Below are 13,242 nucleotides of genomic sequence, written 5' to 3' on the forward strand. Positions count from 1 at the left end.
GCAGACAACCCAGTCAATAGCCGGTCACACGATTTCCCGGAAAAGATGAACGTCCAGGGTGATGTGATCCCCGAAAACGCCCCCGTTTTTGATTAGAGTTTTCCGCAGAGAAACCCTGGCTGGGAGAGGAGCGGAAACGCATGAAGGCATCGAAGTTCACGGACGCGCAGAAGGCGTTCATCATCAAGCAGGCGGAGGACGGCACCTCGGTGGCCGAGGTCTGCCGCAAGGCCGGGATCAGCACGGCGACATTTTTCAACTGGAAGAAAAAATATGCTGGCCTGATGCCATCCGAGATGAACGGCTCAGGGAACTCGAGCAGGAGAACGCGCGCCTGAAGAAGATCGTCGCGGATCTCGCGCTCGACAAGGAAATGCTGCAGGACGTCACTAAGCGAAAGCTTTGAGGCCTGCCCGGAAAAGGACGCTGGTCGACGGGATGCGGGCGGATTGGCAGGTGTCGATCCGCCGGGCCTGCGAGGTGATCCGGTTCGATCCGAGAACCTATCGCTACAAATCCCGTCGGCCTGGGCAGGCCGCTTTGGAACAGCGGATACGGGAGATTTGCCAGACGCGCGTGCGCTTCGGCTACAGGCGCGTGCATGTGCTGCTGCGCCGGGAGGGCTGGGAGATCAACGCTAAGAAGACCTATCGCATTTACAAGGAGTTGGGCATGCAGCTTCAGACCAAGACGCCCAGGCGTTCGAAGCCACCCCATTAACGACCAGCTCAACTGTTTCAGGCATTCATCTTGAAGGCACACCCTTCGCGAAATTAGCAGAAATGTCCAATTAAGCCGCGTGTTCTGCAGTTTATTCGGAATGGCTTCATTCTAAGCTGAGCTGGTAAGAAGTAATCGTTCACTATCTGCATTTTTAAGAGCGCCAAGTTCCAGACAATCTCTGTCACGCGACCACAGGCGTAACTCAGAAAGCCTTACCAGATGCCCTCTGCTGGTCATTCCATCACTCTCAGCACCATATGTGCCGATCCCGCGGTCCGCAAATTCCGCAAGCAGTTTTCGCGAAGAAGACGCGCTCGATTTCGCCAAGGTCGCGACCGGCACGTATTCACCCTGAAACTTTGCAAGACTCGCTGGACTGATCAGAAACCCGACACCTCGCCCATGCGGTACAGATCGCGCCTCCAGGAGACCGAGCTTGCACCACTGGGTCACACACTGATGTTTCCAACCAGTGATTTCAGCAACGTCTTGGGCCGTCCAGTCCAGCGAATGACGGCCTGACCTGAGTTCCCACTTAATGTCAGCCTCCAGAAAGCGGAACTCAGCCAAGAGCAAGCCAACCTCAGCCACGACCGCTCTAATCTCTCCTGCAAATATACTCTTAAAGAGCCTCGCCAGTGCAGCACGGTCTGTCGTGCGTCGTAGCGACAGGTTCTTGAAGGTAATTGTATCTCCGTCTCGCTCGTGGGCCGAGTTTCTGATGAATTCGACGCTGGCATCGATGGCACTGACATCAAATCCACCGTCAACCAAGGGAGGGCGCTCTTGCTTCAACACCTCCCTGATGACACCGGAACCTTTGAGCAATTCAAACTGTCCGCGGGAAACACCCAAACGATCACGGACAAATCTTCCGTCTCTGAACAAGGAGCGGTTTGTCTTGATCTCCTCAACCTCAGAAGCAGACACAATTGTGTGCCGGTGGCCAAGCCCGCTATTGCTCATCTTGCCAAATACCTGCCCACTCGAGACTGCTTCCACAAGACGCTGAGACGACACCCCGATTTCTGAAGCTGCCTCTTTCGCCGTCAGCCATTGCCGTGGCTGGGATGCGGAGAGAGTACCTGAATATGTGCCGTCGAAATTTTGCGCGATTACGTCGGCCACGCAATCTTTGTACGGCCGGTAAGCGGGCTCTTTGAAGCTCATGAGCCTTTGATACCAGTTTCCCAGCCTGGCAGGCGCAGAGTTCAGTTTCTGATCGCCGGCAGCAAGCCGTTCTTCAACATGGTCTTTGAAGCCTTGCGGCCAATTCTCCAGCAAAGGCGCAACAGGCTTCAAAAGTGTCACGGTTTCAGCGACCGTTTTTGGAGTTGCAGTCTTGCCCTCCTTTCCAGTGCGGTTTTTCTGGAAACCAGACGCAAGGAATTGGACGAACCTGCCCACGTTCACCGGAAGCTCACTGCCCAAAGCACCCGGAACCCCTTTGATCCCTCCACTCGCGTCACCAGCGATCAACCGGGCTACGGTCACCTCGTGTAGCTCCACATTCTCCTGCGGAAACTTGCTGAGGCCGTGCCCGCAGGAACAAGTTTCCAGGCTGCCATTTCGTGGAGTCCGACGCTCGAAACATACGGGGCAACAGTCCTGCAATCGAACTCCGTGTACATGACAAGCTGAGACAAGAGCATGCCGCCACGATACATGATGCGGCCGACATTCTTCACAGCAGGCTGGGCAAATTGGATCTGAATGCCCTCGTTCAAACTGCCAGTCCAACGGTGGTGTTTCCGGTCTCGCCGAGGGCGCCAACTGGGATAGAGCCTTTTCCGGAATGCCGAGTTGATCGGATACCGACTGAAGTTCTTCAAGGAGCGGACGACCATACCTGACGTTCAAACGCGCCAGGAAACTTGAAGTCTCAGGATATGCGTTCAGCGAGGCCAGCCGGCGCAGGAACCCAAGCAGGCTTTCATTTTCTTGTGGATTACAAACGAGAAACCGGCCGGACATCACACCCCCTGAGCAGCTGCAAGATCTTGGAGAGCACTCAGTTCAACGTCCAAGCCAGCGTCAGTCATAACGTCGAAGTATGAATTGACCAAATCACGGTCCGATGGCGGCGTTTCTTCGAAATAGACCTTTGGTGGGACATGAGATTGCACTGTAGCCAAGGCCGCGTCAGCAATCTGCTTCATTGATAACTGCTGCAGGTCGGGGCTATTGGCAGAGGTTCTCAGCACCTTCAGCACGACCCCCACACGCCCGCCTGAAACACCATACAGCCGCCGCACCGCGTCTTCAGGGGCCAGATCAATTGGCAGCCCCGCCTCTTCGAGACACATGAAAGCGGCCTGCACAGCCTCATTGAAGGACTGCCGATCCTCTTCCCTGGACCAGGAGTAGGGCAAAAGACTCACTGTCTTGAGAGATCTGGCCGCAAACTGCTCATTGCCGTCGATGAGCTTTTGAAACCTGGGCAAGCCGGCCAAGATCAGCGTGACGCCGGTTTCGTCCACTATGGTCTTGAAGTGGTCTCCTGCTGCACGTTCAGACAGGTTTGCCCCTCGTTCAGCGCAATGACTGGCCTCATCCAGGGCGATCACACGGATACCGAATTTCCGAATGAACTCTATCAGCCTGTCCCTGACAACACTTGTCCTGTCCCGCGGCCCGCTGCTGATGCCTAACGCCGACAGCATTGCACAGTAGAGATCACGGTCGTTGGGCTTCGCTGAGATACGGCCGACGGCAAAATCAGAGCTATCCAACATCATACCCGGTGCTTGCCTGACCGTCTCACACTGCTTTCGCAGGTCTGCAAGCAACTCCGTCTTACCGCATCTGGTAGGTGCCAAGAGGGGGATAATGGATCCGGGATTTCGGTCGGCGATGGTCAGCAAGGAAGCCAACTCATCGTAGGTTTCCTGGTAAGCGCGATGGCGGATAGTGATGTTATCAAGAGCGTCAGAATACGCGCCTGCAGTGTTATAGGGCATCTTTTCGTTCGACCTTTGGGAGTTTTCTAGCGGATGGGACTTCTAGTGGCTTGGGTTTGCCCGTTGATCGCACTTGACCATTGAGCGAAGGATCTTCTTGGGAGCGCTCAAGCATTTGCTGGATCCTGCGGCTGCCAATTTCCTTGGCGCGGGCGCGTTTCATTTTGGTGCCCTGGGACTGCTTTTCCGCCTGCCTAGCCAGAATGTCCGCAAAGATTTCTTCCCTGGTTCGCTGCGGTCCGCCGTGCGCACTGAGTGCGGATCTGCTTTCCTTGATAACAGAGTATGGAATGCCCTTGAGACCAGGCACTTTATTGTATGCCTTGATACATTGACCTGTCTGAGGATCCCGAACGCGGATGCTGTCGGCATCCAGTGGATTAAATCTGATCTCAAGTTTCTTACCAAACCCAATGCGCCTGAGAAGTTCACCCAGCTCATTGGAGAAATACTGCATGCGCTCATGTTCAATGCCGTATTTCCAGCCGCCGCGCACTTCCTTGCGTACCCAAAAGAACTCGGTTAGCTCATCGTCTGTAGGCGGGTCCGGGATCAAATGCTCCTTGGCAAGCCTCTCCATTGCTTCCGTCGGCGTCTCTTCGATCTTGAAGACATTGTTTATCCGGCGGCGCGGCGTGCGCCCATACTCGTCAAAGCGCCACTTTTGGACGGCTGCGTTGAGCTCATCAAACGTTAAGCAGGCTTCTCTTTCAGCCTTAAGCGTGCGTTTTTGAGCGGGCAGCAGCTGGCTTTTTGTGGCACCAGACAGGGTCGTGACCATTAAACTGAGAGCCTTGAAGAAGGCCTCGATAAAGGGCTTTGCCTGCGGGTTTCCCGGCTCCGCCCAATATGCTTCAAAGCGAGCTGCCCGGATAATTGTATCCAGGATGTCTCCTGAGTTTTCGGGCCCCTGGTCGAACACCGCCAGCTTGAAACGAGCCGCCACATTCAAGCGGTTTACAATACCATACTTCTCAAAGTCCTCGTCGTCGAAGGGCGTCATGGCCTCCTGGAGAGCAAGGGCTACCGTCTCACTGTTGGGAGGATGAAGAGTAATAATGAGCGCCAGGATCCAACCTGTGGCGCAATCAATGGCGGCCGTTGCGTACGGCCGGCCTATCGTTTCGCGTTTGTCATTTACAACGAAAGCATCGACTTGCGTTGAGTCGATCTCTACACGGTCAAATGGGGCCTTGATGTCATAGAACTTAGCCGCAAGTTTACGATGCGTTTTATAGTACTTGCTGCCAATCCGCCTCTTTACCACGTCATCATGGGGTATATTTTTAACAATCGATTCAACGATTTTCCTGCCATGATTTCCAGGTTTCTGGCCGTATTCATCACACAAAACACGATACTGCTCGACAGCCTTGTTCCACAGATCACTTATTCTCATACGGTCATGTGGGAGGTAGTGTTGCTCGATCAGGTCCTCCACAATTTCCCGGAATAAGGCGTCGCACCTATCAGTCCTGTTCCCTGAGCGGTGCGTCCTGGGCAGCAACCCGTGCGGACCCTTTTTCACGTAGGCATTGACCCAGTTTCGAATGGCGCTTTCCTTAGGGAACGGCTTGCGGCGTTGCGTGAATTCATCGTGCGCATTGATCATGGCCAAGATCAGATCCCGACGGTGCTTCCAGGGCACGCACTCTTCTCTGAGACGAAGCGCTTCTTGGGCAACTTTGAGCTTAAACCGGTACTCGAAGTTTTGCTCCAAAGTGAGAATTCTTCCGATTTCTGCCATCGGATCAGCGGTCTCACGTACCAGCCCCCTGGAAACGTGAAGCCTAAAGACTTCACCGCTAATCTGATACACATCCCCGCTCAGATCCCTGAGTTGCACAACATCCTTGTGCGGGATGGGGCCTTCGACAGTATAGTCTGCACCTTCATAGGTGATGATACGACCATCTATTTTCGATACTGGAGAGATCATAGACCTATAACCTCCAGGTGCTTCTGACATCCTCCGCAGGGCTGAAGAATTGAATCCGGCTTAAGTTCAGCCTCACCAATCTTGAAGGACAGCTCGCCTAGAAGAACAGCAATACAAATCTCACGCAGAGTGAGTCCAAGCTCGCCCTTGATATCTTGCAATCTCATACCGGCCTGCGGAATTCCAATCACCGCGGCTCTGGAACTGTCCTTTAAGCCGTGACCAACATAAGGAGCCAAAAGCCTGACGTTGCTCCAGATTGGTCCTTGTAAAAGCACCTCAGTGACCAAGATTAAAGAGATGCCGAACTGCTCCAATAATTCTGGATACTGAAGATACTCAGGCTTCTTCTTGATGTGCGCCGTATGTTTAGCGTCCAGGAAGCATTTACCGCCCATAGTCAATTTGACTTCGATATCCGGCGTATACGGCGACGGCTGGTAACTTCTGCCCCTGAAACGTTCCATAAGTTCCTTCTGAGTTCCATAAACCCTTCCGCTATTGAGGTCGATGGTGCATGGTTGTACCCGAAGGGTATCCACTCGTGGATCAATCTCTAAGCAAAGAACAAGTGTGGTCTCCATTTGGCTCTCGAGCTGAATAAGCCCAGCGAACTTTGCGCCGCTGATTTTGCTGGCTCTTTTCTGCATGCCGCGCTTGTGAACACGGCGGGCGGTCGGATCTGCGAACTGGTCTTCCTTCATGACTTTAAAATAAATTTGCCCATTCGCATCGGCAATGGAAGCACTGCGAATGAGCGGAAAGGCGCCGATCAATAATGAAGGAGCGAGCGGAGTTTCAGGAACTCGCCAATACCGATAACTGGATCATTCTGGGGGATTGGCTGAATTCCCTGGTCGAAAACCCTTTAAAATATGGGTTTTCTTACTCGGAAGAAGCTCTTCAGGCTGTTGCTGATATTCGAGGAACGAAGGCTGCCAGCCTACGGAATCCCATAATGGCTGCGACCTGGCTACAAGAAAACTACCCAACAATTCATAGAACTAAGCCTCAATGGCTGGGTATGATGCAGGTATTAATGTTGGCCCGCATTACCTCTTACAGCCAGGAGGCGGCGGAAAAAGTAGCCCCCAAAATATTCTCCGGGGAGATGTCGCAGTCTGAAGTAAAAAATGTACTTCAGACTGTTCGAACACATAAAGCCGACCTAGGTTCGCCCATTAATCTCGGCAGACATAATGCCCAACTGCGAAGCCAGTTGTTTGAGAGATCTGTGAAACGTTTCCTCAAGACCCACTCAGACCAGCTATTCAGAAAGACTGGCCTCTCAGTTCGAGGAGGCCGAACACTCGAGCCCTTATCTACCGACCTTCTTGTCTACGAAGGGCACAATGTAATTTGCGCCATAGAGATAAGGGGGCCACGCCTTCGGGTCGACCCTGCATACATGATAGACCAGTTAGCCCGGCTGGCCTTGCTGCTCAGAAAGGTCCCTGAAGTGCTTTACGTTGTTCCAGAGGGATCTGAGTACGACTTGGCCCAATTGGAGCAAACTAGAGCAAGGCTGGAGATCGATGGTGTCAAGTTTGCGTCGCTGCCTGTAAGAGAGCAACTGAAGGTCTCAGATCTGAAGTTCGCAAAATAAAGCCGAGCGCTCGTTGCGGCACTTGAACTGGATCCGGTACAATTCAGCCGAACGGCGTCACGGGAACCGCTTCAGAAGCAAAGACGCCCGTAAGGGCCTGAGCCTTGTGAAGCCCGTTTGGACTAGTTGCCTCTTGGGAACGCCACTAATGTTGGGCTGTCCGGCAGCTCACTGAATTTTACAGTCGGCCATTGTATGGCCGTTCATGAACATCACCAGCCATTTGGGCTGCTACGCGGTAACAGCCAGCTTGCTCATAGATGCCACTCGTGCTTGACTACAGGCACAGGGCGCCTCCGCCGCCCCGAACCTAAGGCCAGGAACCAATCGAAGGGCATTTGCCTGCGGATGAACAAATTCGAACCTAGCACTGTATCTCGGTGCGAGGGCTCTCCTGGCAGCTCCGCACCATTGGAGATTCACTCATGGTTCACCTCGTCTCGCCCACAGGAACAGCCCTCGACGTCTTGAAGAAAGCCGCGCGCCAACGTCAAAACGACAGAAAGCTGCCATTCACCAGGGCACTCGACCAAATCGCCCAAGAAGAGTTTTGCCGAATGCGGCGGAAGAAACTTGTCCCTCATAGCGGCTATGGCGGGCCTTTCGAGGAAGAGCTTCTAGAGCAAGCTTCGTGGCGTGACCTCGTAGCCCTGTCCTGGAGTTTTGATCCGGCGAAGCGGATTTTAACCTCCCCAGTCCCACGGAAAGAAGTTGGAGTACTAGAACGTCGCTGTCTTTCTCATATCCTCGACTGGAGCAAGATCGAACCCGACCCAAACCTCTTTGGAAAACCCCAAATCAGACACAAAAAATGGAGTGATGATACTCTTCACGTTTGGATCAGTGTCGAAAGACGCGGCGTATGTGACTATCCAACGCGGGTCTATTTCGTTGGGCACGAGGAAATGGAGACCGTACCAGTTGCCCACGCAACTGACATACCAGGCAGCTTCGAAACTCTGGAAGACAACCTCGCGGCCGCTATGAAACTGGAATGGAGTCTTCATCAGGCTCTGAGAGATGCAAAGTCTTCCGGATACCAGATTGACCCACGGGCCAAGTTTGAATTGCAAGCAAGTGAGATGCGGAACAGCAGCACCCAGCTACTTTGCATACTCGGCCCTGCAGATGGCGTTCCGGGCGGCTTTGGGGCTTGGTTTTCGCATCTCCCTTACTTTGACAGCCCGCCAATGGTGCATTTAGCAAGTTTCGGTCATGACCACTCTTTCGGCGAACTAAGTTTGGAATCCTTAACACTGCAAGCATGGAATGGAATTGTGGCAAGCTGCTCGACCTCCGAGCACAGGCAGGCCATCAAGGCTAACAGGGAATACTATGACGTCGCGATACCGCTTACTCCAACCGATGTTGCTTCAGTCCGGGCTGCTATTTTTCATCCCACGCAACGGGGTCCAGCGTTTATTCATGAAGAAGTTCCCTGGATGCTTGCCAGACCGAAAAAAGGAAAGATCAGGCATGTCTCCGAAATCCTTGATGGTACGAGGCGTGGCATTGCTGCTCCCCTGATGGCATCTTCGTAGCCGATGAGGAACAGCCTCAAGAACCATATTGGGAGCCTAGCTGACTTTTAGCTATGGGCGCCTAACTCTGCCAAGAGGCCTCAGCTCGTAATATTTGGACAGCCAAGGCCTCCGTCTAAGGCTCCTCGCCCTAGAAGAGCACCGTGTGATTTGAAACTTTAGCCCACCCAGGGCAATTCAACCGCCACCTTGAACGTTCTAAAAGCGAAACTTGACCACCGCTTCCCGAGAAACTCAGACGTTACTGAGCATAGAATTACTCCTGACCCAAAAATTAATGCCAGGTCTCCGGTGAAGGGCTTTACGCCACGCTTTATGGTGTCGAGTCGCCGCTTCATTTCACCTCAAGTTAGATTTTCTTCCCGCAAGTTCAGATACCTACGAGTTTCTATGTGAAATTGGTTCGAACCATCACATAGGCTTGCCAGAGTACTGATTTTCTGATTTTACCGTGTGAAACTAAAGAAGGTGAACCATGGCAATTGATATTACCACCCTCAACGTTTCTGAACTCGAAGCGCTTTCTAAAGAAATCGAGACTCGCAAGATCCAGGTCGCTGAAGAAGCCAAACAGAACGCTTATAATGAGATGCTTGCCATTGCTGCAAAGCACGGCGTTAGCTTTGAAGAAGTCGTCGCTCTGCACAGTGGCAAAGGCCGTAGGTCGGGTTTGAAAGCAGCCGCGAAATACGCCAACCCCAATGACCCCTCGCAGACTTGGAGCGGACGTGGTCGCAAACCTGGCTGGGTTCATGAAGCCTTGGAAGCTGGCAAGTCTCTCAAGGACATCGAAATCTGAAGAGATAGATGACGGAAGGGTCAGTCTGCTTATTGATCTGTTTCAAAGCTTCTGAGCACAGGCGGCCTACTGAGATGCTGACCCCCGAATAGACCGTTCAGCCCCTGCCTAATGAACTTACGGAATGCCCTTATCTGTTGCGCAGCCTGCGTGTGACCCGCCCAAACCAGGCCTAGGCGGCCGACATCACCTGCCTGCCGATGCGCAAGAAGTTCTTGCATTTGGTGGCGGTCATTGACTAGCACACGCGCAAGGTGCCGGCCTGACACATCTCGAATACCTTGAAAGCCGGCTTCTGCATCGCGGCGGGGAACGAGGCAATCCACCGCTTCGGCCGGCCCGACATCATGAACACCGATCAGGGCTTGCAATTCACTTCCGTCGCCTGGACACACCGGTTGCGCCGAACTGATGTGCACATCACGATGGACAGAAAAGGCCGGTTCCTTGGTGACACCTTCGTGTAAGGGCTAAGGCGGTCGCTGATATACGAATGCGCCTACCTGCACGCTTGGGAAACCGGATCGGAGGCAAGGGCAAGCGTTGGAAAGTGGGCGGAGTTCTACAATCGGACGCACTTACATTCCGACCTTGGCGACAGACCGCCAACCGTGGTCCGTTGGCTGAGAAAAGACGAACCCCAACCCGGTCACTAGGGGCAAAGAATAGCTTAGCTTACGCCGGAAACTGACCACGATTAGGGAGCTGCTCAATAATCGCTGCCACATTCACCCCCGTAACAATTTTTACAACGCCCTGAAGGATCCAGTGTGCTTACTTGTTTTCTTGCGCAGACATTGTATTCCCACCTAACGCTGAAGCGCTGGTCCAAAGCCGTTGACGATTACTGCACACTTCCGGAAAGCCACCTATATTCTCACTTTAAGTGAGAAATGGCCGCACCAGAATTTGGGCACATCACTTCTCGTGGCATGTCGAGTTCCACTCCCAATTCTATCTTTGGAAAAGGTAGTTTAAAGGTCTGGGCTTCAAAAGAATTGACGAAATTACTGCAGTCATGTAACTTTTACGAGAGATTCTCTACTGCTTGCAGTTCATGGTTGACCTTGATGTGTCAGGCATTTGGGTCACGCGATAGATCGACAGGTAGGTCTACACCGCCTTCAACGGTCTTCGCGCTGATGCGAGATACGACAAGATGACAGAGGTCACCGCTCCAAGCTCTGAAAATAACCCATTGAGAGTTCTAGCGTGGCCTCCAGCATATACCTTAGTTGGGGCAATTCTCGAATGAGAAGAGATCTAATAAGTTTTCTTGCTCTCTCACTTCTTCCATGCTGTGCCGTAACGCGTGAAAATCCAGATGGGTCAATGACCGTGAGGGGCTTTGTAAGTATGACTATTGAACGCTCTGAAACCAGTAAGGATACGTGCCGATCTTTGGCAGTTGGCGTCAACACCATTGGAGTGTCTGTTTTCAAATCTCCGGAAACTATGTCTGCAAATATCGGGTATCAATCCATGAAGCACGTCCGGGTCAAAGATGATTGCATCATTATTGGCGACCCGCTGAGTTAAGGAAAAATGGCATGAAAAGTTTCATTTTTGTCGCTTCCGCCTTGCCCTTACTTTTTGCTTGCGGAAACAGTGAACGCCTTACGCTTACCACTTCAACGGAGATCGCTGTCAGCGCTGATCCTGCCATTGGTCAGGTTAATGTCGGATTTGATCGAACTGAAATGGTCGTAACTCCAAACAACCCGGACACCGGCGCTGTGCCGTCTGTAGTGGCGAGCCTTAGTACCAACGCCAACCCGTTCAATCCGAAAGTGCACCAGGTGTTTGCCACGGGTACAGCCGCAGACATTGTGGCAGGAGACACAGTCACAGCCAAATCCGCAGGAAATCTACCAGCAAGAGATAAACGTACTGTTTTGGTATTCGGCACGTCCACAAATGTCGGGCTGAATGCTTCTGTTGAGGGGCAAGGACTACCCAATGTTGTTTTCGGATATAAGAGACGGGAATCTGCAACCATACCGCTCTCTCCAGAGGAAATCGCAGTAGGGACGACATCATCTGTCCTAGCGGCAGTTTCAGTTGATGGGGATGCGAGGCAAGTCGACAGCACTAGGCTTACAGTGAGTCAATTTATGGCCACCGGACGCTCTGCGGAGCTCTTAGCTGGTAGTGACTGTGTTCAGGCAAACTTTGAAGTTGAAGCTGGCGTAGCAACAGCTGCCCGGTTGCGCTCCAACTCCGCTGAAAATCAGATTTCTGACAATAAAACACTGGGGCAACGTGTGGCGGATTGCGTTGCTAGAAAACAAACCCAGTGAGAAATAGCAACGAAATCACACGCACCTCTCTTTCGTTTCACTAGTGCCACCTAGAGCTATGCGCTTTGTTTGGAGGAAAATACAAATGCAAAGGGCCATCCTTACCACCAATCGCCTTGTTGACAATGAGAGCAAACGCCGAGCTCACAGCATTAACGATGAGACCGCACCAAGGCGTAACTCCGCCTCAAAAAAGAAACGAGTTCAGGAAATTCATGATGTTATTGATTATCTCGATGTAGAAGAAGCTAGGCGCTACCTCCCTGCAGGGGGGAAAACTTATTGCAACATTTATGCGCATGACTTCGCCCACTTGTGCGGCGTATATATCCCACGTGTATGGTGGGACAAAGATGCGCTTCAAGACATATCAAGCGGAAAGACCGTAAGCGAAAAGTACGGAAAAACAGTATACGAGCAAAACGCAAATAGTTTGCACGATTGGTTTGAAGACTACGGGTCAGATTTCAATTGGAAGAAAGAAAAACAAATAATGGACCTGCAAGCGCGAGCGGATAGAGGATCCGTTTGCATCATTGTCGCACGACGGAAGAACAGAAAACGGTCTGGCCATATCTCAGCAGTGGCCCCCCGAAGCGAAGACTATGCATCTAATAAATGGCCTGTTGAAAGTCAGGCCGGCAGCATTAATTACCAGTACCACATCAAGAGAAACGCATGGTGGGCAAAATCAAAATTCGATTCATTCTCATTCTGGCACCATGACTAAAAGTACTGAAAACAGGCAGAGCAGGAGGAGAGCTCCTTAATATCCGAATCTTCTAAAGATCTTCCCACCTTCACTTTTTATCAAATTACGAAATACTCGACAAGCTTGAGGTGTATAAAAATTTTTGGTCGAGCCGGATCGGAAGTGGAAGAAAAGAACCATATCCGTTCGCGTGATGCAAAACTTTTGCACTAAAAAGACCACTCACAGAAACCCTTAATATTACCCAATCAATTCGCCCGCCCATTCAGCCGCTTGGTGTTATAATTTCGATGCCAAGGCTCCTCTCTTTCCCCTTGGCGGGATCAACCAATTTCTTCGGGTAGACTCCGGGCGAGTTCGTCAGGAACTCCTCTCTGAGGAACGCTTCCTGAATAATCAGGTGCTTCAGTGGCATCAAGCCATTATCCGATTATTTTTGCCCACTTGAGTGGCGTTACAACTGTGTCAAGGGAACATCTCACAAAGTGTTTAGGGGTGTTCGAAAAGCTGTCGTTGGAGATGCATTTCCCTATAGCGTCACTGAAACAGGAGTGCGCCGGGCCGGATGCTCACGATCAATGTAAAGGCGCTCGAACTCATTTTTAATCCTGTCAAAGCCAGATCCCAAAACCCTAGCAATTAAAATTTCGAGTTCACCATCT

General features: G+C 52.0%; 11 protein-coding genes and 2 pseudogenes. 8 read left to right on the forward strand and 5 right to left on the reverse strand.

Going from position 1 to position 13,242, the window contains the following annotated elements; all coding sequences use genetic code 11:
- Window positions 1-140 precede the first annotated feature (140 nt).
- Window positions 141-702, forward strand: a pseudogene (locus tag RA26_RS22450) (transposase); the annotation flags it as partial.
- 129 nt (window positions 703-831) lie between these two features.
- Here the strand turns inward: RA26_RS22450 and RA26_RS14610 are convergent.
- From RA26_RS14610 to RA26_RS14630, 5 genes and pseudogenes are all read right to left on the reverse strand, one after another.
- Entirely contained in the window at window positions 832-2,217 is a 1,386-nt protein-coding gene (locus RA26_RS14610; protein ID WP_241482654.1) for a hypothetical protein, read from the reverse strand.
- A 129-nt stretch (window positions 2,218-2,346) separates the two neighbouring features.
- Window positions 2,347-2,697, reverse strand: a pseudogene (locus RA26_RS23425) (TniQ family protein); the annotation flags it as partial.
- A complete protein-coding gene (locus RA26_RS14620) occupies window positions 2,697-3,683 on the reverse strand; it encodes a TniB family NTP-binding protein (RefSeq protein WP_039184691.1) in 987 nt (328 codons plus the stop codon). The pseudogene RA26_RS23425 and the gene RA26_RS14620, both read right to left, overlap by 1 nt.
- Window positions 3,673-5,622: a Mu transposase C-terminal domain-containing protein gene (locus tag RA26_RS14625; RefSeq protein WP_039184692.1), complete on the reverse strand. Its 1,950-nt coding sequence runs from the start codon at window positions 5,620-5,622 to the stop codon at window positions 3,673-3,675. The genes RA26_RS14620 and RA26_RS14625 overlap by 11 nt, the downstream gene beginning before the upstream one ends.
- On the reverse strand, window positions 5,619-6,398 hold the full coding sequence (locus RA26_RS14630) for a hypothetical protein (RefSeq protein ID WP_039184695.1): 780 nt from the start codon (window positions 6,396-6,398) through the stop codon (window positions 5,619-5,621). Before RA26_RS14630 ends, RA26_RS14625 begins: the two co-directional genes overlap by 4 nt.
- Window positions 6,399-6,400: 2 nt before the next feature.
- Here RA26_RS14630 and RA26_RS14635 point away from each other — a divergent pair, with 2 nt between their 5' ends.
- The 7 genes from RA26_RS14635 to RA26_RS22685 all read left to right on the forward strand — a co-directional run bounded on the left by RA26_RS14635 (window position 6,401) and on the right by RA26_RS22685 (window position 12,598).
- Window positions 6,401-7,228 (forward strand): hypothetical protein, encoded by an 828-nt coding sequence (locus tag RA26_RS14635; protein WP_039184696.1) that lies wholly within the window; start codon window positions 6,401-6,403, stop codon window positions 7,226-7,228.
- Between the two features lie 425 nt (window positions 7,229-7,653).
- Complete coding sequence (locus RA26_RS22675; RefSeq protein WP_152612618.1) at window positions 7,654-8,769, forward strand: hypothetical protein; 1,116 nt, start codon at window positions 7,654-7,656, stop codon at window positions 8,767-8,769.
- 475 nt (window positions 8,770-9,244) lie between these two features.
- Entirely contained in the window at window positions 9,245-9,568 is a 324-nt protein-coding gene (locus tag RA26_RS14645; RefSeq protein WP_039184700.1) for an H-NS histone family protein, read from the forward strand.
- Between the two features lie 281 nt (window positions 9,569-9,849).
- On the forward strand, window positions 9,850-10,035 hold the full coding sequence (locus RA26_RS22150; RefSeq protein ID WP_052272438.1) for a hypothetical protein: 186 nt from the start codon (window positions 9,850-9,852) through the stop codon (window positions 10,033-10,035).
- A gap of 18 nt (window positions 10,036-10,053) precedes the next feature.
- Window positions 10,054-10,224: an integrase core domain-containing protein gene (locus RA26_RS23430; RefSeq protein ID WP_446720179.1), complete on the forward strand. Its 171-nt coding sequence runs from the start codon at window positions 10,054-10,056 to the stop codon at window positions 10,222-10,224.
- Window positions 10,225-11,118: 894 nt separating this feature from the next.
- Complete coding sequence (locus tag RA26_RS22680; protein ID WP_152612619.1) at window positions 11,119-11,868, forward strand: hypothetical protein; 750 nt, start codon at window positions 11,119-11,121, stop codon at window positions 11,866-11,868.
- Between the two features lie 85 nt (window positions 11,869-11,953).
- Entirely contained in the window at window positions 11,954-12,598 is a 645-nt protein-coding gene (locus RA26_RS22685; RefSeq protein ID WP_152612620.1) for a hypothetical protein, read from the forward strand.
- Window positions 12,599-13,242 lie beyond the last annotated feature (644 nt).

This window comes from Leisingera sp. ANG-M7, from assembly GCF_000813965.1.
Lineage (GTDB): Bacteria > Pseudomonadota > Alphaproteobacteria > Rhodobacterales > Rhodobacteraceae > Leisingera.